This window comes from Streptomyces sp. NBC_01549, assembly GCF_026339955.1.
Lineage (GTDB): Bacteria > Actinomycetota > Actinomycetes > Streptomycetales > Streptomycetaceae > Streptomyces.
Genome location: NZ_JAPEPW010000003.1, coordinates 678,446 through 701,703, shown reverse-complemented (window position 1 = coordinate 701,703; position 23,258 = coordinate 678,446). Strand labels below are relative to the sequence as shown.

24 protein-coding genes and 7 pseudogenes are annotated in these 23,258 nt (G+C 68.2%); 20 read left to right on the top strand and 11 right to left on the bottom strand.

The window, feature by feature from the left end:
* Positions 1–590 precede the first annotated feature (590 nt).
* Both OG819_RS49615 and OG819_RS49610 read right to left on the bottom strand, forming a co-directional pair.
* A complete protein-coding gene (locus tag OG819_RS49615) occupies positions 591–953 on the bottom strand; it encodes a transposase (protein WP_266656264.1) in 363 nt (120 codons plus the stop codon).
* Positions 950–1,675, bottom strand: a complete 726-nt coding sequence (locus OG819_RS49610) for a hypothetical protein (protein ID WP_266656262.1) — start codon at positions 1,673–1,675, stop codon at positions 950–952. The genes OG819_RS49615 and OG819_RS49610 overlap by 4 nt, the downstream gene beginning before the upstream one ends.
* Between OG819_RS49610 and OG819_RS49605 the strand changes: the two genes are divergently transcribed.
* Entirely contained in the window at positions 1,674–2,909 is a 1,236-nt protein-coding gene (locus OG819_RS49605) for an IS4 family transposase (RefSeq protein ID WP_266656260.1), read from the top strand. The genes OG819_RS49610 and OG819_RS49605 overlap by 2 nt on opposite strands.
* Positions 2,910–2,925: 16 nt before the next feature.
* Here OG819_RS49605 and OG819_RS49600 read toward each other — a convergent pair.
* Positions 2,926–3,882: pseudogene (locus OG819_RS49600) on the bottom strand (ISAzo13 family transposase); the annotation flags it as partial.
* Between the two features lie 328 nt (positions 3,883–4,210).
* Here OG819_RS49600 and OG819_RS49595 point away from each other — a divergent pair.
* From OG819_RS49595 to OG819_RS49560, 8 genes and pseudogenes are all read left to right on the top strand, one after another.
* Entirely contained in the window at positions 4,211–5,914 is a 1,704-nt protein-coding gene (locus OG819_RS49595; RefSeq protein WP_266647505.1) for an IS1634 family transposase, read from the top strand.
* 371 nt (positions 5,915–6,285) lie between these two features.
* Positions 6,286–6,738, top strand: coding sequence for a hypothetical protein (locus OG819_RS49590; protein WP_266638245.1), 453 nt, complete (start codon positions 6,286–6,288; stop codon positions 6,736–6,738).
* A gap of 81 nt (positions 6,739–6,819) precedes the next feature.
* Positions 6,820–7,653: a transposase family protein gene (locus OG819_RS49585; protein ID WP_266638244.1), complete on the top strand. Its 834-nt coding sequence runs from the start codon at positions 6,820–6,822 to the stop codon at positions 7,651–7,653.
* Between the two features lie 238 nt (positions 7,654–7,891).
* Positions 7,892–8,344: a hypothetical protein gene (locus OG819_RS49580; RefSeq protein ID WP_266638243.1), complete on the top strand. Its 453-nt coding sequence runs from the start codon at positions 7,892–7,894 to the stop codon at positions 8,342–8,344.
* Positions 8,345–8,410: 66 nt separating this feature from the next.
* Positions 8,411–8,911 carry a hypothetical protein gene (locus OG819_RS49575; protein ID WP_266638242.1) on the top strand — a complete coding sequence of 167 codons (501 nt, stop codon included), beginning with the start codon at positions 8,411–8,413 and terminating at the stop codon, positions 8,909–8,911.
* 62 nt (positions 8,912–8,973) lie between these two features.
* Positions 8,974–9,903 (top strand): transposase, encoded by a 930-nt coding sequence (locus OG819_RS49570; RefSeq protein WP_266647792.1) that lies wholly within the window; start codon positions 8,974–8,976, stop codon positions 9,901–9,903.
* Positions 9,904–10,362: 459 nt separating this feature from the next.
* Complete coding sequence (locus OG819_RS49565; RefSeq protein ID WP_266656258.1) at positions 10,363–10,488, top strand: hypothetical protein; 126 nt, start codon at positions 10,363–10,365, stop codon at positions 10,486–10,488.
* 200 nt (positions 10,489–10,688) lie between these two features.
* Positions 10,689–10,947 (top strand): annotated as a pseudogene (locus OG819_RS49560) (hypothetical protein); the annotation flags it as partial.
* Positions 10,948–10,969: 22 nt separating this feature from the next.
* Here OG819_RS49560 and OG819_RS49555 read toward each other — a convergent pair.
* Entirely contained in the window at positions 10,970–11,818 is an 849-nt protein-coding gene (locus OG819_RS49555; RefSeq protein ID WP_266638241.1) for a hypothetical protein, read from the bottom strand.
* A gap of 209 nt (positions 11,819–12,027) precedes the next feature.
* Here OG819_RS49555 and OG819_RS49550 point away from each other — a divergent pair, with 209 nt between their 5' ends.
* The 3 genes from OG819_RS49550 to OG819_RS49540 all read left to right on the top strand — a co-directional run bounded on the left by OG819_RS49550 (position 12,028) and on the right by OG819_RS49540 (position 13,252).
* The gene (locus tag OG819_RS49550; protein ID WP_266656256.1) at positions 12,028–12,153 is read left to right on the top strand and encodes a hypothetical protein; all 126 of its coding nucleotides are present in this window, start codon (positions 12,028–12,030) and stop codon (positions 12,151–12,153) included.
* Between the two features lie 473 nt (positions 12,154–12,626).
* A complete protein-coding gene (locus OG819_RS49545; RefSeq protein WP_266656254.1) occupies positions 12,627–12,881 on the top strand; it encodes a hypothetical protein in 255 nt (84 codons plus the stop codon).
* Positions 12,878–13,252, top strand: coding sequence for a PIN domain-containing protein (locus tag OG819_RS49540; RefSeq protein WP_060895202.1), 375 nt, complete (start codon positions 12,878–12,880; stop codon positions 13,250–13,252). Before OG819_RS49545 ends, OG819_RS49540 begins: the two co-directional genes overlap by 4 nt.
* A gap of 61 nt (positions 13,253–13,313) precedes the next feature.
* On the opposite strand, the gene OG819_RS49535 is transcribed toward OG819_RS49540, so the two are convergent.
* Together OG819_RS49535 and OG819_RS49530 are read right to left on the bottom strand one after the other, a co-directional pair.
* On the bottom strand, positions 13,314–14,516 hold the full coding sequence (locus OG819_RS49535) for a hypothetical protein (protein WP_266656252.1): 1,203 nt from the start codon (positions 14,514–14,516) through the stop codon (positions 13,314–13,316).
* A 9-nt stretch (positions 14,517–14,525) separates the two neighbouring features.
* Complete coding sequence (locus OG819_RS49530; protein WP_266638239.1) at positions 14,526–14,660, bottom strand: hypothetical protein; 135 nt, start codon at positions 14,658–14,660, stop codon at positions 14,526–14,528.
* Between the two features lie 59 nt (positions 14,661–14,719).
* On the opposite strand from OG819_RS49530, the pseudogene OG819_RS49525 reads away from it, so the two are divergent.
* The 6 genes and pseudogenes from OG819_RS49525 to OG819_RS49500 all read left to right on the top strand — a co-directional run.
* A pseudogene (locus tag OG819_RS49525) lies at positions 14,720–14,941 on the top strand (integrase); the annotation flags it as partial.
* A 578-nt stretch (positions 14,942–15,519) separates the two neighbouring features.
* Entirely contained in the window at positions 15,520–16,407 is an 888-nt protein-coding gene (locus OG819_RS49520; RefSeq protein ID WP_266638238.1) for a hypothetical protein, read from the top strand.
* Between the two features lie 130 nt (positions 16,408–16,537).
* Positions 16,538–16,654 (top strand): annotated as a pseudogene (locus OG819_RS49515) (IS6 family transposase); the annotation flags it as partial.
* Entirely contained in the window at positions 16,641–17,321 is a 681-nt protein-coding gene (locus OG819_RS49510) for a dioxygenase (RefSeq protein ID WP_266656248.1), read from the top strand. The pseudogene OG819_RS49515 and the gene OG819_RS49510, both read left to right, overlap by 14 nt.
* Positions 17,318–17,689: pseudogene (locus tag OG819_RS49505) on the top strand (iron-containing alcohol dehydrogenase); the annotation flags it as partial. The gene OG819_RS49510 and the pseudogene OG819_RS49505, both read left to right, overlap by 4 nt.
* Before the next feature lie 263 nt (positions 17,690–17,952).
* The gene (locus OG819_RS49500) at positions 17,953–18,621 is read left to right on the top strand and encodes an IS6 family transposase (protein WP_266656546.1); all 669 of its coding nucleotides are present in this window, start codon (positions 17,953–17,955) and stop codon (positions 18,619–18,621) included.
* 88 nt (positions 18,622–18,709) lie between these two features.
* Here OG819_RS49500 and OG819_RS49495 read toward each other — a convergent pair whose 3' ends face one another.
* Entirely contained in the window at positions 18,710–19,246 is a 537-nt protein-coding gene (locus tag OG819_RS49495) for a TetR/AcrR family transcriptional regulator (RefSeq protein WP_266638235.1), read from the bottom strand.
* Positions 19,247–19,321: 75 nt separating this feature from the next.
* Here OG819_RS49495 and OG819_RS49490 point away from each other — a divergent pair, with 75 nt between their 5' ends.
* Positions 19,322–20,371 (top strand): aldo/keto reductase, encoded by a 1,050-nt coding sequence (locus OG819_RS49490; RefSeq protein WP_266638234.1) that lies wholly within the window; start codon positions 19,322–19,324, stop codon positions 20,369–20,371.
* Positions 20,368–20,754 (top strand): DUF998 domain-containing protein, encoded by a 387-nt coding sequence (locus tag OG819_RS49485; RefSeq protein WP_266656247.1) that lies wholly within the window; start codon positions 20,368–20,370, stop codon positions 20,752–20,754. Before OG819_RS49490 ends, OG819_RS49485 begins: the two co-directional genes overlap by 4 nt.
* Here OG819_RS49485 and OG819_RS49480 read toward each other — a convergent pair.
* The 4 genes and pseudogenes from OG819_RS49480 to OG819_RS49465 all read right to left on the bottom strand — a co-directional run.
* Positions 20,715–21,203, bottom strand: a pseudogene (locus tag OG819_RS49480) (FAD-dependent monooxygenase); the annotation flags it as partial. The gene OG819_RS49485 and the pseudogene OG819_RS49480 overlap by 40 nt on opposite strands.
* Positions 21,204–21,347: 144 nt before the next feature.
* Positions 21,348–21,650, bottom strand: a pseudogene (locus OG819_RS49475) (LLM class flavin-dependent oxidoreductase); the annotation flags it as partial.
* Positions 21,563–22,045, bottom strand: coding sequence for an LLM class flavin-dependent oxidoreductase (locus OG819_RS49470; protein ID WP_266656245.1), 483 nt, complete (start codon positions 22,043–22,045; stop codon positions 21,563–21,565). The gene OG819_RS49470 and the pseudogene OG819_RS49475, both read right to left, overlap by 88 nt.
* A 453-nt stretch (positions 22,046–22,498) precedes the next feature.
* Positions 22,499–23,176 carry an SDR family oxidoreductase gene (locus OG819_RS49465; RefSeq protein ID WP_266638231.1) on the bottom strand — a complete coding sequence of 226 codons (678 nt, stop codon included), beginning with the start codon at positions 23,174–23,176 and terminating at the stop codon, positions 22,499–22,501.
* Positions 23,177–23,258: the final 82 nt, after the last annotated feature.

Genomic DNA, 23,258 nt, shown 5'->3' with positions numbered 1-23,258 from the left:
ATCTCATACGGCCCGGCGACCGGGACAAGCCGCCGGGTTTCAGCCAGGCGCTGGCCTGGTGGTTGAACGGCGGCGAGGAAGAGGCGTTTTTCGATCGCTCCATGGGTCCTTCCGGTTCCTTGGCGCCCACGTCGGTCGCTTATCGATTCGCGGACTCCATCGAGGACGCCAACGGGTCCACCGCGGCCACGGACGCCATGCAGGACGCGAGTATGACGTTGATGCCCCAGGCAGTTGGCGCTGGCCTCTTCGTTGCGACTGCCCGGAAGGCAAACCCGGTCGCGGCCCTGTACTACGGCCTTGGCGCTCAACAGTCGGCGATGCTCCCCGGCTGGTTCGGGAACGTCCTACTCTCCGCCGACGAGGTTCGGACCGCTCTGCCTCGGGCTGAGGAAGCCCTGCTCCTGTCCGACACGCAGCGAAGCACCGCCCTCTCCCGGATTTACCGACTGGATGACCGCTATGGGCGACACACCCGATTGCGATGCGGCGGGACTCATCGACGCGCCCCTACGGGTGATTCGACACGCCGCAGAGGCCGGATCCGGCGTTGCCGCTTTCAGCCGCTGGTACTGACCTCGGTCTGGCACTCAGGGACTGCTGAGGACTCGTCGCCGGAGGAGGTCGAGGTTCGCCCGGCCATAGCCCATGCGCTTTAGCAGTTTGACCCTCGTAACCTGGCCTTCGACCTGGCCCGAGCTCCAGGAGGTCGACAATGCAGCGGTGACCGCGTCCATGTCCCGCTTCATGCCGTTGACCAGGGAGTGCATGGCGGGAAGGTCGTTGGCCATGACCCGGTCCATCCAGGCGGGCAGCTCCTCGCCGCGTAGGTCGCGCATCATGCCTGCGAAGTCGCGGACGTGCCGTGCGGTGGCGTCGAGGTGGGGGCAGGCGGCGCGGATCTCCTTGAGCTCGGTGGCGTCGGTCTCGGCCAGGTGCTGAGGGTTGCTCATGATCCAGCGGACGACGCGGCGGGGTTTCGGGGCCGGGCGGAGCGTGGGAGGCGGTGCCGGCGGGTTCCTGGGCCTGGGGCTGTGCGGCTTCTTGTAGGGCTTGAGGTAGCGGCGGACGGACTGGATGTCGCCGGTGAAGCACTGCTGTTGGAGTTCGCGGTGCAGTTGGGGATGTCGTGGCAGCCCTCGCGCCAGCGCTGGTGCAGGTAGGGCTTGAACTGGTCCAGGATTGACACGCGATTCACCGCCTTGACCAGCAACTCCTCCAGGCTGCCGGCGCGGGCGAAGCGCCGGACGGTCGAGTGGTCCAGCCGAAGTTCGCGGCTGATCTGAATCAACGACAGTCCATGAGACAGGAGTTGCTGCACCGCTTGGTAGCGCTCGGTGGTGCGGGCGACCAGCCTTCGAGGACGGCCGAGCACGTCCAATGTGCCATCCGGCGGGACGAAGACGGTCCCTGCCGTGCCGGTGGGCTCCGCGGCGGCCAGCGGCGCCGTGGTCGACATCGCCTGGACCGGGGGCACCGTGAACGCCTCGCGGATGCAGTGGTGGTGGGCGCCGACCGTCTTCTCCACGGCCTCGGCGAGGTTTCGCCACAGGTGCCAGGCGTCGGCGATCTGCTGGGCCTGGGGTGCCCCGCTGCGGGCTCCCTCCGCGTAGGCACCGGCCCGGTACTGTCCGCACTGCGGTAGTGCCTCGGACCGGGTGCACGGCCGGTACATGCGACGGCTCGCGGATGCCGCGGTCGGTGGTGCCAATGTGGTGTTCCAACAGGACTCCTATGACGATGCGGCGGAGCAACTGGTGGGCAGTATCAGGGAGTTGAGCGGGAGCATCCCGAACAAGTCCTCGTTCACGCGGGCGCGCAGGCGTCTGGGACCGCTGGTCCTGGAGGCCGTCTTCCGCGAGCTGGCCGACCCGTTGGCCCCCGTCGGCCTGGAGGGCTCCTTCTACCGCGGGATGCGGCTGGCCGCGGTGGACGGGTTCGTGCTGGACGCGCCGGACACACCGGCCAACCGTGCCGCGTTCGGTGGGCCGGTCAAGAACGGCCAGCCGGCGGGGTTCCCTCAAGTGCGGGTGGTGACACTGACCGAGTGTGGCACGCACGCGCAGATCGACGCGGCGGTGGGCGGATTCAACGGCGGTGAGCGGGAGTTGGCGATCACTCTGGCGACCTCGGCGAGCAAGATGCTCGTCATCATGGACCGGGGCTTCCCCGGGGTCGAGTTATGGAAGGCCTATCTCGGATTCGGGGCCCATCTGCTGATCCGGGCTCGCTCGCCGGTGGCGCACCGGCCGGTTGAGTATCTGCCCGACGGGACCTACCTGGGGAGGATGAACCTGGGCGGGCAGAAGGGCGCTCATCCTGGCGGGGTGCTGGTCCGGGTGATCGAGTACCGCGTCGACGGCGGCGAGGTGGTCAGGCTGTTGACCGATCTGTTGGACCCGGTTGCGTATCCGGCGGCGGAGTTGGCAGAGCTCTACCATGCCAGGTGGGAGGCGGAGTCGGCGTTCCGGCAGATCAAGACGTTCCAGCGCGGGCCGGTCGAGGTCCTGCGCTCGGGAGACCCGGATCTGGTGCGGCAGGAGGTCTGGGCGCACCTGGTCGTGCACCACTGCCTCACGCGGGTCATCATGTGTCTGGCCGACGACAACGGCATCAACCCGGACCGGGTCTCGTTCGTCAAGGTCCTCAAGCACACGCGGCGCAGCGTGGTCCGACAGTGCGCGGATACGCCCAAGAAGATCAAGAAGTTCCTGGCTGTGCTGGCGGCGAAGGTGCGCCGGAAGCTCGACAACGGCGCCAGGCGCCTGCGTGAGGCGGACCGGCACCTCAAACGGCCGGACTCGAAGTACTCCTCGAAGCTCTCCTACCGGATCAACACCCGGGACCGGCAACCGACACGGCGGATCACAGCCAAGGCCATCACGCTGCACACCGCGATAGTCCAGTAATCAAGCAACGGCATTGTGTGCCCGGCGGCATGTGGCAGACCGTGACGGCCAGGCCGGTCCGGGCGGCGAACGCAGCCAGCTCGGTCTTGAAGGCCCGGGTGCGGTAGCCGTTGGAGCCGCCGGCATCGGCGGTGATCAGCAGACGTCTGGCCTGCGGGTAGTCGAGACGTCCTTGCCCGTTCCACCAACGGAGGATCGACGCGACCGCGAAGGCTGCGGTGTCGTGATCCGTACCGACGTTCACCCAGCCGGTGTCCGCCGCCAGGTCGTAGATGCCGTAGGGCAGGGCCTTGCCCAGTGCATCACCGGGGAAGTCATGGACGTCAACCCGCACGGGTTCACCGGCCGGCCGCCATTGACATCCCGCATTCTTGAACTCCCCGACGACTTCCTTCTTTTTCGTGTCCACACTGACCACCGGCTCGCCGTCCGCCTGATGGTCCTTGACCTGGTCGTTGATGTACCGGAACTGAGCGTCCCGGTCTGGGTGTTGAGCGCCCTCAAGGGTCTTGGCATTGGCCTGCAGACTGAACCCGTTCTCCCTCAGCAGCCTGCCCACGGTCGGCGCCGAAGCGGCACGGCCCTGCCGCGTCAGCTCCCCGGCCAGAGACCGCAGTGACCTGGTCGTCCACCGCAGCGGCGACATCGGATCGCCCCGCTCATCCGGCTCGACCAGCGCCAGCAACGCCGGAACGAGCAGCGGGTCAAGCTCCTCGGCGCTCTTGCGACCGCCGCCGTCCCGTCGGACCCGGCCATCGGGCAGCGGGTCCTCACCGCCCTCCAGCTCGAACACACCCTTCCGCACCGTCGTCTCGCTCACCCCTGCGGCACACGCGACGGCCCGGACCCCGCCGTGCCCCAGCAGCCGGGCCTCGGCGGCCAACGCCAGCCGCTGCTGCCGCTCATTCAGATGAGGTAACAACACCCCGAACCTCAGGGCAAGTTGGTCACGGACCTCGCTCGGTATACGCATACCACACCAACGATAGGAAGACCGTGAAGCAACGTGTTGATTCTTTACGGGCCCTAAGCGGCCAACCCGAGCAAGCCCGCACCGCATGGCAGCGAGCCCTTGAGCTGTATCACGCCCAGCACCGCACCGACCACGTCCAACAACAGCTCGACAGCATCGACAAACACAACCCTGCGTTCCACAGTTGAGCGGGGTTCTCGGGGGTGTGGCAGGGCATCGGTGCAGGTCAGGCGGTTGCACCTAGCGCGAAAGGCCGAAAACGCCTAGTGGCACGATGTTGTCACCCCCATGCCTGTGACATGGAATGATGTGCGTATCGTCTAGCGGCATGTATGTGAAGACGACGTCCCGGCGGAACAAGGACGGGCAGACGGTCCGGTATCTGCAGCTGGCCCACAACGAGTGGGACCCGGCCGTGGGGCGTTCGCGTACGAAGGTGCTGCACTCCTTCGGCCGGGAGGACGAGCTCGACCGCGAGGCGGTGCGCCGACTGGTCGGCGCGCTCTCGAAGCTGCTGGACCCCGCGTCCGCGCTGGCCGCGACCGGCTCGGGAGACCTGTCACTGATCAGTTCCAGGCCGTGCGGCGGGGTGCACGCGCTGGACGGACTCTGGCACCGGCTCGGCCTCGACGGTGTCGTGCACCGCCAACTGGCCGGGCGGCGGCTGGATCCGCGCGTCGAACGGGTGCTGTTCGCGCTGGTCGCCAACCGGGCCCTGGCCGCCTCCAGCAAGCTCGCCGCGACCGAGTGGATCGCCGACGACGTCCACATAGACGGCCTGGAGGCGATCAGTGACGAAGCCTGCTACCGAGCCATGGATTACCTGCTGACCATCGAGCCGGCCCTGGCCAAGGAGACGTACTTCCAGGTCACCGACCTGCTCAACCTGGAGGTGGACCTGCTGTTCTTCGACACCAGCTCCACGTACTTCGAGACCGAGGACGCCGACGAACCTGTCGCCCGCGACGAACACGGCGAGCGCCTGGCCGCCGACGCGCCGGCCGAAGACGCGGTGCGACACGACGGGTTCCGCACCCACGGCAAGTCCAAGGACTCCCGCGACGATCTGCCCCAGGTCGTCATCGGCATGGCCGTCACCCGCGACGGGATCCCGGTGCGGGTGTGGTCCTGGCCCGGCAACACCGGTGACCAGGCCCTGATCCGGCAGGTCCGCGACGACCTGCGCGAGTGGACGCTGTCGAAGATCGTGTGGGTCGCCGACCGCGGCTTCACCTCCGCCGCCAACCGCCGGGCGCTGATGCGCGGAGGCGGCGGCTACATCATCGGCGAGAAACTCCGCACCGGATCACCCGAAGTACGCGCCGCCCTCTCGCGGCAGGGCCGCTATGCGTCCGTGCGCGACAACCTCCAGGTCAAGGAGGTCAACATCGGAACCGACGACCGGTTCGTGATCTGCTTCAACCCCGACCAGGCCACCCGCGACGCCGCGATCCGTCAGCGGATGGTCACCCAGCTCACCGAGGCGATCGAGGCCACGGACAAGCTGCCCAGGCCCGAACGCGACAAGCTGGCTGGGGTGTTGTCCACCAAGCCCGGTCTGAAACGGTTCTTGCGCACCACCCCGAGCGGGCTGCTGCGGGTGGACAAGAAGAAGATCGCCGCCGAGGCCAACCTCGACGGGAAGTACCTCCTGCGCTCCTCGGATCCGAAGCTGTCGGCCGAGGACATCGCCCTGGGTTACAAACAGCTCCTGGAAGTCGAGCGCGGCTGGCGCGACATGAAGCAAATTCTCGATCTCCGCCCCGTTTACCACCGCCGCGAGGACCGCATCCGCGCCCACGTCCTGCTCTGCTGGCTCGCCCTGCTGCTGATCCGCGTCGCCGAGACCTCCACCGGCCAGACCTGGAACCGCCTGCGCGCCGAACTCCAGCGCCTGCACGCGGTCACCTACACCGGCCCGGCCGGCACCTTCCGCCAGTCCACCGACCTCACCAAGCCCCAGCGCGACATCTTCACCGCCCTGAACGTCACCCCGCCCAAGAAGATCATCGATCTGACCGCAGGCCGCTGACCAGGCACTATCCCCCCGCCTAGTGACACGCCATCTCGGCGTGCTCACAGGCGTTTCCGCAGGTCAACCCACGTTTTCGTTCCCTAGTCGACACCGCTAACTGTGGAACTCAGGACAACCAGCGGCAGCCAAAGCCGAAGCCACAATTGGAGTAGGGCGTGGTTCGGTTTGAGGGACCATGCTCGCGAGCCACCGCGGGCGCCGCACTGAGCCTCCGCCAACTTGAAGACGCAGGTCAAAGGGCTGGTGTGACCGGCTTTCGGGGTGCTCACGCTGGTCGTCGGCGGCAGTCTGCGGAGTAGATCGTTTGGCGGAGCCGGGTTCGCCGGTTCCTGCTCGCAAGGGCCGGGCGGCCTTCTACGATCCGGTGCATGGATCCCGAGCTGCTGGAACGGATCACCGCGCGGCGCGCGGAGCTGGACGAACTCGAAGAACAGCTGGCCAAGCAGTTGGCGGAGGTACGGGCGGAGCGGGACGAACTCGCCGCCGCCGAACGTGTCCTTGAGCGGATTAGCGAACAACTCGCCGACGAGCGCGCCTCTGTCGCGCCGGCGCCTGGGCAGGTGGGCGGACGGGCGGTGATGCTGATCCCGCGCCGCACGTCAGGCGTGGAGGAGACCGCCCTTCCGTCGGACTACCAGCGCATTCTTGCCGTCGTGCGGCAGGCCGCCGGTCCGGTCATGGCCCGGCAGGTCGGCGACGCGCTGGGAATCGACGTCAGCGTGCGGGCCAAGCTGGAGCCGCTGCGCGGGAAGCTGGTCAGACTCGTCGATCGCGGCTGGCTGCGCAAACTGCCCGACGGCCGGTTCACCACCCGCCTGTAACCTGATCTGCGGCCTGCCGCCTGCCGCGGTGCGGTGCGGTGCGGGCGTAACCGGCGTGCCCCCGGCGGCCGTTGGAATTGTGTGACGAAAACCAAAGAACGCGCCGAGGACACCTGCCCGCTTGTCTACCAATGCCGTCTGCCGCTGTCCACGCGCACCGTCAACCACCTCGCCGGTCTGCTGCGTCGCCATCTGAAGGCGATACGGTCCAGGTGGCGGATCCTGCCGCCCGGGAAGATCGCGGTGATCGTCCTGGCCGTGCTGCGTCACGACCAGCGCCTGACGGACATGGCCGGCGGAAACAATGTCTCCGAGTCGACCGTCCGCCGCTGGCGCGATGAGCTGATCACCCTGCTCGCCGCGCAGGCGCCGCGCCTGGACCGCGCCCTGAAGAAGGTCGCCAAGCAGGGCGGGGAGGTGGTCCTGATCGACGGCACCCTCATCGCCACCCAGCGCCGCACCGGAAAGGCCGACCGGCGGAACTACTCCGGCAAACACCACCATCACGGCCTGCACTTCCTCGCCCTGACCGACGAGAGAGGCCGCCTGATCTGGATATCTGCCGCCCGGCCCGGCCGCACCCACGACAACACCGCCGCCCGCCACGACCACATCCTGGCCCACCTGCGCGCCGCCGGCCTCGGGGCGCTGGCGGACCTCGGCTTCCGCGGCCTGGACAACGACGTAGTCGACCCCGTGATCGTCACCGGGTTCCACGCCAGCCGCACCCACAAACTCACCCCCGGCCAGAAGACCGCCAACCGAGTCCTCGCCGTCGGACGCGCACCGGTCGAACACGGCTTCGCCCACCTGAAGAACTGGCGGATCCTCACCAAGCTCCGCACCGATCCCGCTCACGCGACGCGCCTCCTGCGCGCCCTGCTCGTTCTGACGAACCTCGAAGTCAACCGCTGAGACAACGACGCAGGAGGTTCCCGGCATTCGTGTTGTGGCTGTCGGCAGGAGTGGCAGTCGGTCAAAGTCGATTCTTCCCGGGCCTGCGGGGACAGGAGGAGTGACTGGCCGAAACGTCACTGCTGTACCTCGTGTTCCACATTTACGGTCTGATGTCACTCAGGGCCTTCGGCCCACTCAGCGACAAGGAGTCTTTTTCATGCGCTTAAGATCCATTGTGAGTGCGTTCGCTGTTGGTGTGGCGTTGGTCGCCACGAGCACTCAGACGGCGCTGGCGGACCCGCCGCCGAACCCGGCACCGCCGGAGATCACCGTGACCACGCAGGACGCCTCCCCGCAAGCGACGACGAGCTGCAACTTCTACGCCTCCAAGCCCATCCACAGCGGCTCCCGGATGACGGGCACCGGAGGCATCAAGACGTGCTCAGGTGGTCCCGTGGCCTGCACCAGCGAGGTGGACCTGGAGCTCTACAACGACTTCTCGAACCAGTGGATGACGACCGGGACCGCGCACCAGTCCAAGTGCGCGCCTCCGCTGCGATCGTCGACCGCAGCGGCAACCTGCGAACACCACTCCGGTGACCCGACCCATGCCTTCCGGACGACGACGTACGGGACCCTCGTGAACTCGGGCGGCTCCGCGGGCAGCGGCACGGCGAACAGCCCCGTCCTGTACCTAGCCTGCGTGTAGTGGGAAGTTCGAGGGCCTGCGCCGCTCAGGCGGCAGGACCTCCAACTGCCCCAGAGAGGATCGATCATGACCTCGGACCACGACACGCTATGGCGTCGCTGCGCGTACCTCGGTCGCGTCCTGCTGCCACTACTGGACCAGGAGCCATGGCGTCAGGATCGCCGCCAAGAGCGGCTGCACTCCTGGGGCATCGACACGGCGGTGGGCGAACGACTCATTGAGGTCTTCGCGGCCTTAGCCGCCCACGCTGTCGCGGTAGACGCTTCCTTGCCCGCAGGAGAGTTCGAGACCCTGCCCCTCAGCACCGTGGCCGACGCGGCGACCGGCAAGCAAGACTTCGAACTACTCGCCGGGCTCCCAGACACCTTCGCCGACGACCGAGACGAAATCGCGGTCAAAGTCTTCCGCCTGTACGCCTACAAGGGCGGCCAGACCAGTCTCCAGCTCCTTCGGCTGAGCACGGAAGTGCGCCATACGCTGACCGTCCTTGCAGCCCGCGAGCCGGTGCCCTCCCCCACGTGCGGAGACATCTTCCGCAAGGCGGACGATGCCAACCTGCCGCAGTAACGACGTGGTGCGCGGTAGCTGAAACCCCGGTCTGAGCATGCGAACGGCCGTGCGGGACGATCATGATTGTGACGTCAAGAGGGGCCCGCACGGCCTTGAGCCATCGTATCTGCACCGGGATCCCGCGCCGTCGCCTGGGCAAGCTGGTCGCGGAGTTGGCCGGGCCGTGGGTGGCCGGGCAGGAGTCCCAGCTGCGTGAACGCCGGGGCCATGACCGGCAGCGCGCCGCCGGAGCGGGTCCCGACCACCAACTCGTCTTCACCGACCGGGTCGTCGCCACCCTGGTCATCCTGCGCTTCCAGCTTCCGCATGCCGTCCTCGCCCTGTTCTACGAGGTGGACCGCTCCACGATCACCCGCGCGGTCCACGAGATCCGCCCCCTGCTCGCCGCCCGCGGCTTCGCCGTCCCTGGAAGTCCCGACCTGCGCCTTCGCACCCTGGCCGATGTCTTCGCCTACGCCGCCTCCCACGGAGTGGAACTGCGGATCGACGCCACCGAGGTCCGGGTCCGACGTCCACGGGCGAACAAGCCCGGACGCCGGGCATTCATCTCCGGGAAGATGCGGCAGAACACCAAGAAGGCCACCGTCGTCACCGACGAGAAGGGCCGGACCCTGTGGGCGGGTGCCTTCCGGCCCGGCCGCCAGCACGACCAGACCGCGCTGAAGACCGAGGGCATCTGCGACCTGTTCGAGAGGTTCCCCCAGGTCAAGGCCAAGGTCGACGCCGGCTACCGGGGACTGGCCAAGCAGTTCCCCGCCCAGGTCCAAGCGCCGCCGCTGAAGCCGAAGAAGGATGCCCCGCCCGAGGACCTGGCGGCCTGGGAGGAAGCGCGCAAGCAGCAGTCCTCCGAGCGGATCTGCGTCGAGCACGCCAACGCCGAGCACAAGCAGTGGCGGCCCCTGCAACGCTGGATCGGACGCCGCGAGTACTTCGACCAGACCTACCAGGCCATCGCCGGCCTGGTCTCCGACCGCGCGGCCATGCGGTAATCAACCACCAGCCAACCCGCCAGGCCAACACGGCCCGACCTCAATCGCGCACCCCGTCGTAAGCACGGAGATCCCCACTCCCGGCCGTTGGCGCCAGCAACACAACACAGCCTGACGGACGATCTACTGCTCAGACTGCCGCCCGCGACCAGCGTGAGCACCCCGAGAACCGGTCACACCAGCCCTTTGACCTGCGTCTTCAAGTTGGCGGACGCTCACTGGTGCGCATCACGGTGCGCGGGCCCGGCGCGCACCGCACCGCGATGGACACACTCACGGTGATGGTGCGCATGGATGGCGCGGTCGGTGCGGACCCCTTGTCGGGTTGAGAATCAACCCTTGGCGGGGTCGGAATCGGCGGCGTTCTTCCTAGACCACGTTCGCTACCGCCCGCATCGTCCCTTTATGGGTGTGCGATGCTGTGCATCGAGGGGAGAACTCTCCCTCCAGCACCTCCTCTTGAGGCTTTCACGCTGGGTGAACTGGTGCGTGGTGTGGTGCGCACCCCGCACCACGATGCGCACCGGCCAGCGGGAGTGCGCGGCATGGTCCGCACCGGGCTGGGAGCTGTGGAACTTCACGTAATTCCCCTGAAGGGCCAGGCGCCGGGACAGCCGCGGTGGGAGCGCTGCGGCCGCGGGCCCGGGCAGCTGCATCCCGGCGACCAGGCGGTGGTCGACGCCTTCAAGAGGATGCTCAGCGCCCGCAGGACGCCGGCCCCGTGGACCGAGGGCGCTGGTTCAACGCCCGCGGACGACCAGCGTGACGCCCACGCAACCCCCAGCTTGGAGCGGGAAGGCGCCCACCGACCTGTACCGCGCGGTCACGCTGAGGAGATCGCGGTCGACGGCGAGACGGAGCCGGTGGTCGTGAGGCTGGATGGTGTGGAAATCGAACACCCACGCGAGGTGGGGCAAGCTCACCCAGGAGCAGCTGGAGGCGTTGCGGGAAGTTGGCCACGATCCGGTGATCCAGAGGATTCGCGCGGAAATGGTGTGGTGCCGGGGCGCTGTCATGCACGGCGGCCCGGCACCGGAGTGGTGACGCGCGGTGCTTACCGGACTGCTTACCTGACGTCGACGTAGTCGCCGGGGGCTGTCGAGGCGGCGGTGGTGGTGGTGCCCGCGAAGACGTAGCGGTAGTAACCGTCGACCGTGGCCTTGGTGGTGGTCTTCAGGACGCCGGTGCTGTTGGTCTTGACCGTCTTGAGGGTGGTGTAGGTGCTGCTGCCCTTCTTGCGGAACTGCAGCTTCGCGGGCTGGGAGGCGTAGCCGGCGTACTTGCCGGTCGACCAGTTGGCGCGGGCGAGCTTGCCCGTGACCGTGATGGTCTTGCCCTTCTTGACGGGCTCGGGTGTGGCATCGGCGGTCAGCGTGGAGAGTTTTTTGATCGCGGCGGTGGCGACGTCGTCGTTGTAGCTGGCGTTCGCGTACAGGTCCCAGGCACCCAGGAACAGCTTCCAGGTCCCGGCTACGCCGTTGTCCTTCATGTCGGTGGCGGGGTGGATGTTGAAGAGGGCCTTGCAGTTGTAGACGCCCTGGGTCGCGGTCTCCGTGCAGCTGGGGTCGTCGTCCGTCCCCAGGCCGCCGGTGATGCCGGCCGTGGTCGAGCTGTCGGTGCCCTGCCACAGGAAGGCCTCGGTGAGGGCGACGCCGTTCTGGTCGGTGGCGGTGTACGTGATGGTGACGGACTTCGTGCCGGTGGTGCCGAGGGCGATGTCCTTGCCGCCGTTGATGACCGCGTGCGAGAACTTGGTGTTGCCCAGCGAGTCGTTCGGATGGACGGTCTTCGAGGTGAAGGAGCTGAGCTTCGTCGACGCACCCGGACGCTCCGCCGCCTGGGCGGCTATCGGAAGAGCGAGCGCGGACAGAACGACGGCACCGGAAACAACGGCGACCGCAACGCGTATACGCATGAATCCCCCACGGGAACCTGAGAGGCTGGCCGACGTTTCCCTCGTGCCAGGCCTGTTGATCTCCGCATCATATGAATTCGGTGCGGAAATAGTGAAGATCCTCTGTGCCCGCTCCCGCCGGCTGACGCACACACGCCGATTCCGGCTCCACTCTGCCTACCAACGGCTGCCGCCCGGCCGGACACCTTCCGGACCGCTCGGGCGGGCGAATGCCTGTCGATCCGTGCGACACCTTGCCGACCGCCGCATTCGACTTCTGCCGCCAGTTCGTCATCACCGTGGCGCTCCGCCTCACCGAGATCAGCGCACGGGCTGTCCCGCCGTCCTGGACGTGACCGCGCCGGCCGTGAGGGGCCGTACCCGTCCACGCTGAACCGTGGTGCCTTTTGGGATCCAACCGGGCCACGGGATCCCATCGTGCTGGAAAGCCCGTTTCGCAACGCCCCCTCGGCCGACGTTCGAGTGACCCATCATCGTGGAATGGGAGAGCCCCGCCCGGCGGCTGGATCGGTGATCGTCGTTCTGGCACGCTCGTGGGACGATGTGTCGCGACCTTGATCACGTGGCTACGAAGTCTGACCCAGTCAGCTTCGCTGCCCGTTCCTGGAGCACCTGTTTGGAAGATCGCGTATGCGGATGGGCGCTGACCTGGCAAGACGGTGACCTGCGCGGTTGCAGGCGACTTGCCGACGTTCCCCACTGCTCGCCATCCGATCGGGCACGCAGGGGTCACATGCGCTGTGTCGGCGACGGGTGAATCGTGACGCTCTGACGGCGCTTGGGTTCTACCGGCGGTAGAATCAACGGCATGAGCAAGCCGACGAGCATCAAGACCAGTGAGGAAGTGCGCAACCGGCTGCGTATCCTCGCCGACGAGCGCGGCACCACCATCACTGAGCTGCTGGAAGAGCTCGCCACTCGCGAGCTCACGGAAGCCGAGCGGGAGCAGCGTGCTGTCGAGGCCGCCCGTGAGCTCGGCATTGAGTACACCGAGCAGGTTCAGCAGGTCGGCCAGGACGCCTGGGCGAAGATCCGTGCCCATCAGGGCGGCGCCGGCGCATGAACCTGACGGCCGTCCTGGACCACACCGCTCTGGCCGCCCTGTACCGCGCGGACTCCTTCTTCACGGGCCTCTACATCGAGGCCTCACGTGGCACCGGTCGTGTCATCATCCCCTCCCTCGCCGTGCTCGCTGCCGAACGGCAGGTTGCGGGCGCAGGCAAGCACGCGGCATCCCTGCGGTTCGCGGAGAACGTTCCGTTCACCGCAGCTCATGCTGTGGATGCGATGGACTGGAGAAGCGTGGACTGGCCGGTGGCCCACGCTGCTGCGATCGCCTGGCACGCGGTGAAGGCGGGAGAGCCGCTCACGGTCCTGTCGCTGGAACCCGAGCTGTACGCGGGTACCGGCATCACTCCGCTGAACCCCACCTGACCCGCGCCGCCTCGGACGAAGGGGGGCCGTTTCCCGCGGGAAACGGCCCCCCCTTCTTTGGTCAGTGCCCGGCGTGCAGGTGCGCCTGCCGGGCGATGACCATGCCACGCCAGCGGCTGCGGGTGTGCTGTTCACTGTCGAGCCACCGGACTGCGGAAGCCTGATCGACAGGCATGTCGGCCATGAACTGGGCGATGTCGACGAAGTAGGCGTGATCTTCGTCGGACGTTTGTTCTCGTAGCCGGGTGAGCGTGGCGTGCAGTGCGGTGTGGTCGTCAAGGACGGCCTGGTGAAAGGCGCAGGCCAGCTCGATCGCGGGTGTCAGCGAGGTGAGGCCCGCGATATCGAGTTCGGTGCGCAGCGTGGCGATCTGGTCGTCGACGCTGTCGCTGCCGGCATCGCGGATGAGTTCGGCCCGGCGGACGTTGATGGTGGTGGCGCGCAGGTTGAGGCCGGTCAGGAGTTGGTGGGCGAGGTCGATTTCCGCGGTGGCCTGGTCGGGGGCGTAGAGCGCGATGGCGAATGCGCGCAGGGCCTGGCTGTGGGCGGCCTCGCCGGCCTTGCCGTGCTGTTCGGCTTCGGTGCGTCCGGCGAGGTAGGGCGCGGCGGCACGCTCGGGTTGGCCTTGAAGCCAGTACAGGTCACCCAACACGCGTTGGTGGCGGCCTTCCCAGCCGAGATTCTGGGCGGAGGCGAGGGCGGTGGGGAAGTCGCCGGCCAGGCGTGCGGCGTGGGCCAGGCCGCGGCGGGCTGCGGGGGCGAGGCGGCCGCCCTGGTCGGCAACCTGCTGGTAGTCGCGGCGGGATTGGGCGGCTCGGCCGGTGTCGCGCAGGGCCTTGGCCCGGTAGTAGAGCACCATCTCCTGCAGGTCGGCGGGCAGCAGGTCGGCGTCGAGGAGGGCGGTGAGTCGGCTGACGGTGCGAGCGCGGTGCTCGTGCTGGCGGCGGGTGAGGGTGCTGAGGAGTTCCACGAGGGCGTCGGCGGGCGTGCCGGGCGCCGGGGCGCCGGGGGCGGGTGGGGTGACCGGCTCCCAGACGGAATCGCCGACGCCGCCGCCGGGCAGGAAGAGCGCCACGCCGAGTGTGGTGGCCACCAGCACGGCCGCCCCGACAACCAGGCTGATCCGCATCCCGGTCATGAAGTGGGCAGAATCAGCGATCAGCGCACCGAGCAGGGCGACTCCGATCGCGCCGCCGAACTGCCGGGCGGCGCTGAGTACTCCGGATGCGAGGCCTGCCCGCTCGTGCGGCACCGACTCCAGCATCGCCGACGTCTACGGCGGGATCGCGAGTCCGCCGCCGATGCCGAGCGGCACCAGCAGGGTCAACAGCAAGGGAGTGGGGGTGTCCCGACGGACGAGGAGCAGGCCCAGGATGCCGACCGTCTGGATGACCTGGCCGAGGATCAACGGGAGGCGCGGCCCGTACCGGTTGGTCAGCTTGCCAGCGAGCAGGTTGAGTCCTCGCGCTGCGGCATCAGCTGCTCGTCCTGCGGCGCCAGGTCGGCAGGCCCGTGTTCGCCGACACCGACCGCGCGGTCCTCGTCGGCCTGCTCCACCACCTCCCGGCAGCGAAAGTGCGGCACCTCCTGCTGGTAGGCCCCGACACCATCCCGCGGTGGCACCGCGACCTGCTCAACCGTCGCCACGCTGCGACCTGCGTGCCGAAACGACGCGGACGCCCAGCCACCGAAGAGGTCCCAGGCGAGCAGGGCCTCGGCCTGGCCGCGTAGGAAGTCGGCGTACCGTCGCTCCGCCTCGACGCGCGCGACGGGTGGGGCGCGCCGCTGCCGCTGATGGCCCAGGCCCGACGCGAGAAGCCGGAGAACCTTCCCCGCTTGCAAGTCCTCTTCCCCACCGCGCGGGGACGTCGCCGAGCGCACCAGTCAGCTCGCGCCCGGCGGCGCCCGACGTTTGCGGCGGTCAGGCCGTATCGAGGAAGTTCCATCGTGATTCATGCAGGTCAACGGTCCTGGTGTGATGAGTCGTTGGGGTGCTCGCGCAGCTCATCACGGTGATCATTGCGGGGAGATCATCGGTCACCGAGCCACCTGGTGGTGCGTCAGCACCACCAGGGCCCGCACCAACGCGGTCGCGTGCCGCGGATGTGTGCGCACCTTGGTCAGGAGAGAACTGGTTGCAGGGCAGTAGTCGCCGGAGCCGCTCTCCGATAACGTACCGACCAGACGGTACGGCAGGGTGTGCCTCACGCGCCGTCGTGTGCTCGATGAACAACAACGTTTCATCCGCCACAGGACGGAGAGCCCTCATGACGCAGAACACGGACCGCGACAGCCTGGCCCTCGCGCGCCAGACCTGGAGAACTCTCGAGCCCTACCACGGGGCTGTCTACTTCTCGCCCGAAGCCGCAGGTCAGTACGCCGAGTTGGGCGTGGACGCCAGGACCGGGTACTTCGCGTCCCGCTCCGCCGCGCTCGGCGCCGCTCCGGCGGATCTCGTCATCGCCACGTTCTACAACTTCAATCCCCAACTGGTGCGCCGAGCCATACCCGCGGCGTGGGAAGCCGCCACGCCGCAGCGGTTCGCCGCCGCCCGGCTCACCGGGATCGATACCACGCTCCGCCGCATCCTCGGCGCGGACGTCTCCTCACCGGCGCTGGCCCGCGCAGCGGAATTGGCCCGTACCGCGGCTGAAGTGACCGTGCGCCATCCACAAGGCCGCCCCCTCTTCGCCGCGCACGCCGCACTGCCGTGGCCGAGCGCACCCCACCTCGTGCTCTGGCACGCGCAGACTCTGCTGCGGGAGTTCCGTGGCGACGGTCACGTGGCGGCACTACTGACTGCCGGACTGAGCGGACTCGAGGCTCTCGTCACGCACGCCGCCACAGGCGACATCGACGCAGGGGTGCTGCGCGACTCGCGGGCATGGACGCCGGAGCAGTGGGGACAGGCCGTGCAGAACCTGCATGAGCGTGGATGGCTCGACGACGGACCCGACCTGGCCTTGACCGAGGACGGTACGCGGCGCAGGGCGGAGATCGAGCACACCACCGACAGGCTGGCTGCCCTCCCTTACATCACGCTCGGTCCTGCCGCCTGCGCCGAACTTCGTTCGCTGGTGAGGCCGTTCAGCCTTGCGGTGGCCAAGGAGCTCCTGCCGTGGGCAGTCGACCGCCTCAGCGAAGAGAGCGCATGAGAGAAGAGAGCGAGGTCGGGAATTCTCGACGGCGGGTCCATCTCGACGACTTCCGAAGCAGCCGAGGGGCGTCGTCAACTTGGCTGAGATCTGGGATGATCTTGGGGTTGTGATCGCGGGGAGGGCAGTCTTGGACGCGGGGTCGCCGTCGTATAAGGGGTTCCGGTACCCGGCGGAGATCATCGCCTACTGCGTGTGGCTGTATCACCGCTTCCCGTTGAGCTTCCGCGAGGTTGAGGAGCTCATGCTCGCCGATCAGCCAGGAGTTCGTCCTGCTCTCCGACATCCTGGGCGTCTCCATGCTCGTCGAGACGATCAACGGGGCCGAGGAGGGAACCGAGAGCACCGTCCTCGGCCCCTTCCACATGACCGAATCCCCCGCCGCGAACTCGGCGACTCCATCTCTCGGCACCGGCCGCCCCTGTGCGGTCTCCGGCCGAGTGCTCACCGCCGACGCAACACCGCTTCAGGGCGCGGAACTCGACGTGTGGCAGTGCTCGGAGGACGGTTTCTACGACGTGCAGCAGCCCGCGGGCAACGGGCGCGGCCACTTCCGCACGGATGAGCACGGCCGCTACTGGTTCCGTACCGTCGTCCCCTCCCACTACCCGATCCCCACTGACGGCCCCGTAGACCGCCTCCTCGAAGCCACCGGACGGCAGGCACCCCTATTGGCCCGCCCACATCCACTTATCGCCGGTTCCGAGCACCACCGGCCCATCACCACGCACGCGTTCGTCGCGGGCAGGCCCTACGTCGACTCGGACGCCGTCTTCGCGGTCAAGCGAGGCCTGATCACCGACTTCACCGAGTCCCACGACGAGCAGGACGCCGAGCGCTTCGGCGTGACCGCGCCCTTCATCCAGGCCAGGTTCGACATCGTGCTGGCGCCGGTGGCGAAAGCGACGCGATGACCTTCACCTACGAGGCTCTACCCATGCGGGTGGTCTTCGGCACCGGCAGTCTGCGCCAACTGCCCGGTGAAGCAGAGCGTTTGGGCCTGCGCCGGCTGCTCGTGCTGTCCACGCCCGGTCAGCGCGCTCTCGCCGAGCACGCGGCCACCCTGCTGGACGACACATGCGTGGGTCTCTTCACCGGAGCCAGGATGCACGTGCCGATCGAAGTCGCCGAAGCGGCTCGCGCGGCCGCCCGCGAGGCCGGCGCGGACGGTTGTCTGGCCATCGGCGGCGGTTCCACCATCGGCCTGGGCAAGGCGATCGCCCTGACGTCCGGCCTGCCCGTGATCAGCGTGCCCACCACCTACGCCGGCTCCGAGACGACCACCTCCGGGGTTCGGTGCGCATTGGTCATGGCCTGTGGTTGTCCATGTGGACCTCTTGTGACCTTCCGGGAAGCCACGCCGGGCGCTCCGCACCGACCAGGCATCGTGCTCGCCACGCGGGTCCATCTGCGAGGTCGGCTCGTCCAGGCGCTGTCACGTTGGCTGACCGGGTGGGATGATCTTCTGGTTGATCACGCTGGGAGGGGTTGTCCGTGGGGAGCGCGTCGCCGTCGTACAGGGGGCACCGGTAGCCTGTCGAGGTCATATCCCACTGTGTGTGGCTGTACTTCCGCTTCCCGCTCAGCTTCCGCGAGGTCGAGGAGCTGCTGCTTCAGCGCGGCGTCATCGTCTCCTACGAGACAGTGCGCCGCTGGTGCGCCACGTTCGGCCAGGCTTACGCGAACGGACTGCGCCGCCGCCGTCCCCGGCCCGGGGATAAATGGCATCTGGACGAGGTGTTCATCAAGGTCAACGGGGAGCTGAAGTACCTGTGGCGGGCCGTCGGCCAGGACGGCAACGTCCTCGACATCCTCGTCCAGAACCGCCGCAACAAAGCCGCGGCCCGACGCTTCTTCCGCCGCCTGATGAAGAAGACCCGGGCGGTGCCGAGGGTGATCATCACGGACAAGCTGCGTTCCTACGGCGCCGCTCACCGTGAGGTCATGCCCTCCGTCGAGCACCGTTCCCACAAGGGACTGAACAACCGGGCCGAGAACAGCCACCAGCCCACCAGGCAGCGTGAACGCGCGATGAAAGGCTTCCGCTCCGTCGGCGCGGCCCAGCAGTTCCTGTCCGCATTCAGCGGCATCTCACCCCACTTCCGACCCCACCGCCACCTGATGACCGCATCCCAACACCGAGCCGAGATGACCATCCGCCTCGCCATCTGGGACCACGTCACCGGCGCTGCCAGCCGGCCCACCACGGCCTGAACACAAGCCCGGACCGCGGACCCCACCGCGCCCCGACACGCCATCAGACACCCACACACCCAACAACGTGACAACGCCTGCGCGTCGTTTACCGGTGCGTGCGGAGTCCGTCGAGGATGAGCGCGAGCATGTGGGGTGCCCGGTCCTCGGGGCTGGACGCGGCGCGCCACAAGGCGCCGGTGAGTTGGAGGAAGTCGCCTGGGTCGGCGTCTGGACGGATGCTTTCGTCCTTCTTGCCGGCGTCGAGGAGTTCTGTGATCGCGGCGATGACCGGCCCGTAGCTCTGCTCGCTGATCGCCTGGTGCGCGCCCGGGCTGAGAGCGTCGCCGAGGCCGTGCTTTCTGCGCATGGCCTCGACGAGGTCGGTCGTCCACTGGCGGAGCGCTTCCAGTGGCGGCATCTGGGCCAGCAGGTCGGGCACGGTGCCGATGATGCGTGCCACCTCGTCCTGGTAGACGGCCAGGACCAGCGACTCGCGTGTGGGGAAGTTGCGGTACAGGGTGCCCGCGCCGACTCCCGCGCGCTGGCCGATCTGGTTCATCGACGTGCTGCCGTCCGCCGCGAGCGCTTCGCGTGCGGCGGCGAGGATGCGTGCCCTGTTCTCGCGGGCGTCTGAGCGGACCACAGGACCTCACCTTGCTAAGTGGAGAGCCCTCCATTACGTTATGCGGAGAGCTCTCCACATACTTTAAGGAGCGTCATGCATTACATCAAGCTCGGCATGACCGGCCTCGACGTGTCCCCGATCGCGATCGGCGCGATGACCTACGGCGAGCCCGACCGCGGGCACCCCGTCTGGTCGAAGGGCGAACAGGACGCGCGCCCGCTCATCCGGCACGCGCTGGAGGTGGGGATCAACTTCTTCGACACCGCGAACATGTACTCCAACGGTTCCAGTGAGGAAATCCTCGGGCGAGCGCTCAAGGACTTCGCCGACCGTGATGCCGTGGTGATCGCCACGAAGCTGCGCCATCCGATGCGGCTGGGGCCCAACGGACGGGGACTGTCGCGCAAGGCGATCATGACCGAGGTCGACCATTCGCTGCGCCGCCTCGGCACCGACTACATCGACCTGTATCAGGTGCACCGCAACGACCACGCGACGCCGCTGGAGGAGACCCTCGAAGCCCTCAGCGACCTCGTCAAGGCAGGCAAGGTGCGCTACCTCGGCGCCTCGTCCATGCATGCGTGGGAGTTCGCGAAGGCGCTGCACCTGCAGAAGCAGAACGGCTGGGCGCGGTTTGTGTCGATGCAGGACCACTACAATCTGCTCGCCCGTGAAGAGGAGCGGGAGATGATCCCGCTGTGCCTGGACGAGGGCGTCGGCGCGATCATCTGGTCGCCGTTGGCCCGCGGCCGCCTCACCCGCGCGTGGGACGACGCCCGCTCGACGGTGCGCTCCGAGACGGACGGCGCCTACGCGGACCTGCTGTACTCGCCCGCACAGGAGGCGGCCAACCACGCGATCATCGACGCGGTCGGACAGGTCGCGGACGCCCACGGCGTCAGCCGCGCACAGGTCGCGCTCGCCTGGCTGCGACGCCAGCCGGTCGTCACCGCGCCGCTGGTCGGCGCCGGCTCGATCCGGCAGATCGACGAGGCGGTGGCCTCCCTCGGTGTGGAGCTCACCGACGACGAAGTGCGCGCCCTGGAAGCCCCCTACACCCCCCGGTACGACTGGCAGGGCGTCTCGGACGAAGCCGAGATGGAGGCCATCCGCAAGCGCGTCCCCGGAATGGCCCTCGCATGAACCCCATCGTCCGCTCCGGCGCCGCTGCCCGCGCCGGAGCCCTCCTCATCCTTCTTGGCCCGCTCGTGTCCTGGGTCGCCGAGTTCATCACCGCCGCCGCATGGCAGGACCCGCCGTACTCGCCCCTGTACAACTGGGTCAGCCACCTCGGCTTGACCGGCCCGCCGCAGACCGCGTTCGGACAGGTCGCCAACTCCCCCCTCGGTGCCGTCATGGACGCCGGCTGGGTGATCTACGGCACTCTCTTGATCATCGGCGCGTTCCTCGTGTTCGACCCGCGCAAGGGCACCCGCCCGATCATCATGATCCTCGCCGTCCTCGCCGGCGTCGGGGTCTCGCTGGAGCGTACGGTGCTGCGGGTGCCGTCGCAGCCGACGAGGTAGGCCGCCTCGATCTCGTACGCCCCCTTCGGTCCCGCCACCTGCATGGTCACCGAATCGGCGGTCCCGGTGAACCCGGTGACACGATGCCCGCGCGCGATTGTGACGCCCAGACTGAGCGCGTGCTCCTGGAGCAGGGCCTCGGTGCGAGCCTGAGGCAGGGCAAGGGAGTACGGGAAGGGAGTGTCCAGTTCCAGGAAGTCGAGCCGCTCCTCGAGCGCGGCGAAGTGGCCGCTCGGGATCGGCAGGCCCTCGGCGAGGAACGGTTTGTGCGCTCCTCGGGATGCCAGGACCTCAATGGTGCGGGGGTGGATGGAGAGCGCCTTGGAGCGCTCATCGACCTTCGTGCGCTCCTCGACGACGGTGACGGGGATCCCGCTCGACCGCAGTTCCGCACCGAGCCATAACCCGACAGGGCCTCCTCCGGCAATGACGACGTGCTGTTCGTCCACGAACCTGCCCCTTCTCGGTCGGCGACAGACCAACCCGGTGAGGGTTGCGGTCCTGTGCGGTGGGCGATCTTCAAGCGGACACTGTAAGAGGTGATCGCGCGCGCCCTGGGAGGTAGCGCCGACGTAGAAGTGAGTGGAGACGGCGAGCCGGAGCCAGTCGGCCTGGTGGCCCGCTCCGGTACCGACGGCCTGGTAGCGCTCGACGGCCGCGCGGGCGCGGCGGATGTCCCCGCCGATCAGGCCCAGCGTCATGGGTAGCCCGAGATACCCGTCACGCTCCACGCTGGCAGGAGTGCCGCCGACGCCGAGCCACAGCGGCAGTTGGGGCTGCTGGGGGCGAGGCGGGACCGGGAGACCGCTCAGAGCCGGGCGGAACCGTCCATGCCAGGTGACGTGCTCGGGGTTGTCGCGGATGGCGAGCAGCAGCCGCAGTCTCTCCGTGAACACCTCGTCGTAGTCGTCCAGGCCGACACCGAAGAGGCGGGGAACGCCTCGGTGAAGGCGCTTCGCCCGGCGATGCTCTCGGCGCGGCCGTCGCTGAGCAGGTCGAGGGAGGCGAAGTCGTGATGGAGGCGGACCGGGTCGGCGGTGGACAGCACGGACACCGCGCTGGTCAGGCGGATACGGCTGGTGGCCTGGGCGATCGCGGCCAGTGGCACGGCGGGTTTGGTGACGGTGAAATCCGGGGTGTGGTGCTCGCCGAGGCCGAAGACGTCCAGGCCCGCCTGGTCGGCGGCGATGGCGTAGGACACGATCTCGCGGGTGCGGCGCCCGGCGTCGTGCAGAGCGCTCGTGGTGGGGTCGGTCTGCAGGTCGGACAGAGAGAGGATGCCGAGTTCCACCGACAGCTCCTGGGCGCGATAGGGAAGTTGGACTGGAGGGGGAGTGGGCAGGACGCCAGGAGGAACGGGGGCCGAAACGGCCCCACAGGAAGCTCACGACCAGCATCATGATCACCGCATGGCCGATGGCGGTCAGCGGCGTGAGCACGGTCGTGATGTCCATGGGGCGCGGGAGGCTCAGCCCGAGGGCGGCGGCGACCTTGGTGACGCTGAGCTCACACCACCGGGACCGCGACATCGCTCACTCACCCACGGCAGTTGGGCTGAGACCGGGACTGCTTGTGGGCTTGGTGGTCTTCAGGACGCGGGCGGCCGCGAATGCCGCGGCCGGCAGGCCCTGTACGAGCTACAGGGACACGCTCACCGGAGCGGATGCCCTCTCCTTGGCCGCGACGCGGTACGGCATGCCACACCGCGTCGCGATCAAGGGTCGGCGCGGGAGCCGACGCGGCCTCAGCCCCTGTAGACGATCTCGCCCTGGTCACGCTTGGTGGTGTGCAGCTCCCAGTAGACGGAGGAAACCGCCTCGGGCGTTGCCGCCTTGAGCGTGGGGTCGATCGAGACGCCGCCGAGCGCCACGTCGATGGCGATGTGAGCGGCCTGGATGCCGGTGCCGTCCAGCTCCTTGTGCAGGTTGACCACCCAGTTGCGCAGCGCCGCGGCGGCGGCGTTGACGTTGCCGACCATCGGCAGCGGGTCGAGGGAGCCGGCGCCGGTGGTGTAGAGCAGGGTGCCCGCACCGGCATCGCGCATCGCGGGCAGTACCACCTTGGTGGCGGCCATGGCCCCGTAGAGCTGGACCTCGATCTCGCGCTGGATGTGGGAGGGGTCGCTCTCGGCCGGAGTGGCCAACACGGTGGATTCCATGGCGAGTGGGGAGTACTCCAGGACGTCGATGCCGCCGAACCTGGCGGCGGCGTCCTTGAGTGCCTGGGTGAGTGCGTCATGGTCGAGGACGTCCGCGGGGAACGCGGCGGCGGTGATGCCCTCGGCGGTGAGCGTGTCGACGAGGCCGTCGAGCTTCTCGCGGTTGCGGGAGACCAGGGCGACGTCGAAGCCCTGGGAGCCGAAGGTGCGGGCGATGGCCATGCCCATTTGGGGGCCGGCTCCGATGATGGCGATGCTGGTCACAGCGATCCTTTCGTAAGGCTCGGTAGGGAGCGGGGAAGCGGCAGCAATCGGATAGACCTATCCGATTCAAGAACCGGATAGA

What these genes read in the sequence shown, in the direction of transcription:
- OG819_RS49575 (WP_266638242.1), top strand. Translation starts at nt 8,411, where the DNA reads ATGACCTCGGACCACGACACGCTATGGCGTCGCTGCGCGTACCTCGGT.
- OG819_RS49535 (WP_266656252.1), bottom strand. Translation starts at nt 14,516, where the DNA reads ATGCTGGAGTCGGTGCCGCACGAGCGGGCAGGCCTCGCATCCGGAGTA.
- OG819_RS49490 (WP_266638234.1), top strand. Translation starts at nt 19,322, where the DNA reads ATGCATTACATCAAGCTCGGCATGACCGGCCTCGACGTGTCCCCGATC.
- OG819_RS49555 (WP_266638241.1), bottom strand. Translation starts at nt 11,818, where the DNA reads ATGCGTATACGCGTTGCGGTCGCCGTTGTTTCCGGTGCCGTCGTTCTG.
- OG819_RS49590 (WP_266638245.1), top strand. Translation starts at nt 6,286, where the DNA reads ATGGATCCCGAGCTGCTGGAACGGATCACCGCGCGGCGCGCGGAGCTG.
- OG819_RS49610 (WP_266656262.1), bottom strand. Translation starts at nt 1,675, where the DNA reads ATGTACCGGCCGTGCACCCGGTCCGAGGCACTACCGCAGTGCGGACAG.
- OG819_RS49595 (WP_266647505.1), top strand. Translation starts at nt 4,211, where the DNA reads ATGTATGTGAAGACGACGTCCCGGCGGAACAAGGACGGGCAGACGGTC.
- OG819_RS49545 (WP_266656254.1), top strand. Translation starts at nt 12,627, where the DNA reads ATGAGCAAGCCGACGAGCATCAAGACCAGTGAGGAAGTGCGCAACCGG.
- OG819_RS49615 (WP_266656264.1), bottom strand. Translation starts at nt 953, where the DNA reads ATGAGCAACCCTCAGCACCTGGCCGAGACCGACGCCACCGAGCTCAAG.
- OG819_RS49605 (WP_266656260.1), top strand. Translation starts at nt 1,674, where the DNA reads ATGCGACGGCTCGCGGATGCCGCGGTCGGTGGTGCCAATGTGGTGTTC.
- OG819_RS49540 (WP_060895202.1), top strand. Translation starts at nt 12,878, where the DNA reads ATGAACCTGACGGCCGTCCTGGACCACACCGCTCTGGCCGCCCTGTAC.
- OG819_RS49570 (WP_266647792.1), top strand. Translation starts at nt 8,974, where the DNA reads ATGATTGTGACGTCAAGAGGGGCCCGCACGGCCTTGAGCCATCGTATC.
- OG819_RS49550 (WP_266656256.1), top strand. Translation starts at nt 12,028, where the DNA reads ATGCCTGTCGATCCGTGCGACACCTTGCCGACCGCCGCATTCGACTTC.
- OG819_RS49485 (WP_266656247.1), top strand. Translation starts at nt 20,368, where the DNA reads ATGAACCCCATCGTCCGCTCCGGCGCCGCTGCCCGCGCCGGAGCCCTC.
- OG819_RS49520 (WP_266638238.1), top strand. Translation starts at nt 15,520, where the DNA reads ATGACGCAGAACACGGACCGCGACAGCCTGGCCCTCGCGCGCCAGACC.